We start from the raw sequence: 1,563 nt of genomic DNA on the forward strand, positions 1-1,563 counted from the left end.
GGCATACTAGATGTCTTAGGGTCTCGTGGGCTCGGAGATGTGTATAAGAGCCAGCCCCGGGAAGGGCACCGATCAGGGTCCTGATCGCGGACGACCATCCGGTCGTCCGGCAGGGGCTGCGCACCTTCCTCGGCATCCAGGACGACATCGAGGTCGTCGGCGAGGCGGAGGACGGCACGTCGGCCGTGACACTGGCCGAATCCCTGGAGCCCGATATCGTGCTCATGGACCTCAAGATGCCGGGCGCCGACGGCCTGACAGCGCTGACCGAGCTGCGGGCTCGCGGGGTGGCGGCACGGGTCCTGGTCCTGACCAGCGTCACGGAACGCGGGCACGTGCTGCCGGCCGTTCAAGCGGGCGCTGCCGGGTACCTGTACAAGGACGTCGACCCGCAGGCGCTCGTCCAGGCGATCCGGGCGGTCCACGACGGGCACGTGCTGTTCGCGCCCGACGCGGCCGAGGCGATGCTGGCGGACGGGCCGGACGACCGCGGCCTGGCCGCGCTGACCGAACGTGAACGGGAGGTGCTCGTGCACATCGCGCGGGGCAGATCCAACCGGGAGATCGCCCGCGCGCTCGTGGTGTCCGAGAAGACGGTCAAGACGCACGTCAGTAATCTGCTCATGAAACTGGGAGTCCAGGATCGGACGCAGGCGGCTCTCTACGCCGTCCGGCACGGCGTCGGCACGTCCGGCGCCGATGGCGAGGCAGCCGCCCGCGACTGATACAACTCCTCTGACCGGATCGTCATCGAAATTGGTATGAACGTAGCTATCAGATACGCAGCAGGCAGCGACATCGGCTGCAACCGAGAGAACAATGAGGACTCGGGGTACGCCGGTGCGCGGCTGATCGCGGTCGCGGACGGCATGGGCGGCTACGCGGGCGGCGAGGTCGCGAGTTCGACCGTCATCGGCTCCCTGCGCTCGCTCGACACCGACGCCCCGCAGGACGATCTCGTCGAGATCCTGGGCCGCGCAGTGGCGGAGGCCAACGAGAAGCTGCGCATCGTCCGGGAGGAACGTCCGGACCTGAGCCGAATGGGCACGACGCTCACCGCCATGCTGTGGTCGGGCGAGTCCGTCGCGCTCGCGCACGTCGGCGACTCGCGCGGCTACCTCCTGCGCGACGGCGAGCTGTTCCAGATGACGCAGGACCACACCATGGACGAGCTTCTCAAGGCGGAGGCCGAGCAGGCCGGCCAGCAGGCCGACCCGGCGGAGACGTCCCGGCTGTCGCACGTCCTGTACCGGGTCCTGGACGGACGCGAGGACCGCGAACCCGACCTGCGCCTCCGCGAGGCCCGGCTCGGCGACCGCTACCTCCTCTGCTCGGACGGCCTGAGCGGCCCGGTCGACGCGCAGCGCATCTACGAGATCCTGTCCGCCGAGGCCGACCCCCAGCGCGCCGTCGACCGTCTGATCGAACTGGCCCGCGAGAACGGCGGCCCCGACAACATCACCGCCGTCGTCGCCGACGTCATCGAATCCGACCACATCACCACCACCGACCCCCCCATGGTCGTAGGCGCCGCCGCCCAGTCCTGACCACCCACCCGACACC

Annotated in this window: 2 protein-coding genes; both read left to right on the forward strand. The window is 69.5% G+C overall.

All coding sequences use genetic code 11. The features are described from left to right. The first annotated feature begins 71 nt into the window (after positions 1-71). The gene (locus ETD83_RS41720) at positions 72-725 is read left to right on the forward strand and encodes a response regulator (RefSeq protein ID WP_138650751.1); all 654 of its coding nucleotides are present in this window, start codon (positions 72-74) and stop codon (positions 723-725) included. Positions 726-761: 36 nt separating this feature from the next. Then, a complete protein-coding gene (locus ETD83_RS41725) occupies positions 762-1,547 on the forward strand; it encodes a PP2C family protein-serine/threonine phosphatase (protein WP_138650752.1) in 786 nt (261 codons plus the stop codon). Positions 1,548-1,563 lie beyond the last annotated feature (16 nt).

Origin of the sequence: Actinomadura soli (assembly GCF_005889715.1) — a bacterium.
Classification (GTDB): domain Bacteria; phylum Actinomycetota; class Actinomycetes; order Streptosporangiales; family Streptosporangiaceae; genus Spirillospora; species Spirillospora soli.

What these genes read in the sequence shown, in the direction of transcription:
- ETD83_RS41725 (WP_138650752.1), top strand. Translation starts at nt 762, where the DNA reads ATGAACGTAGCTATCAGATACGCAGCAGGCAGCGACATCGGCTGCAAC.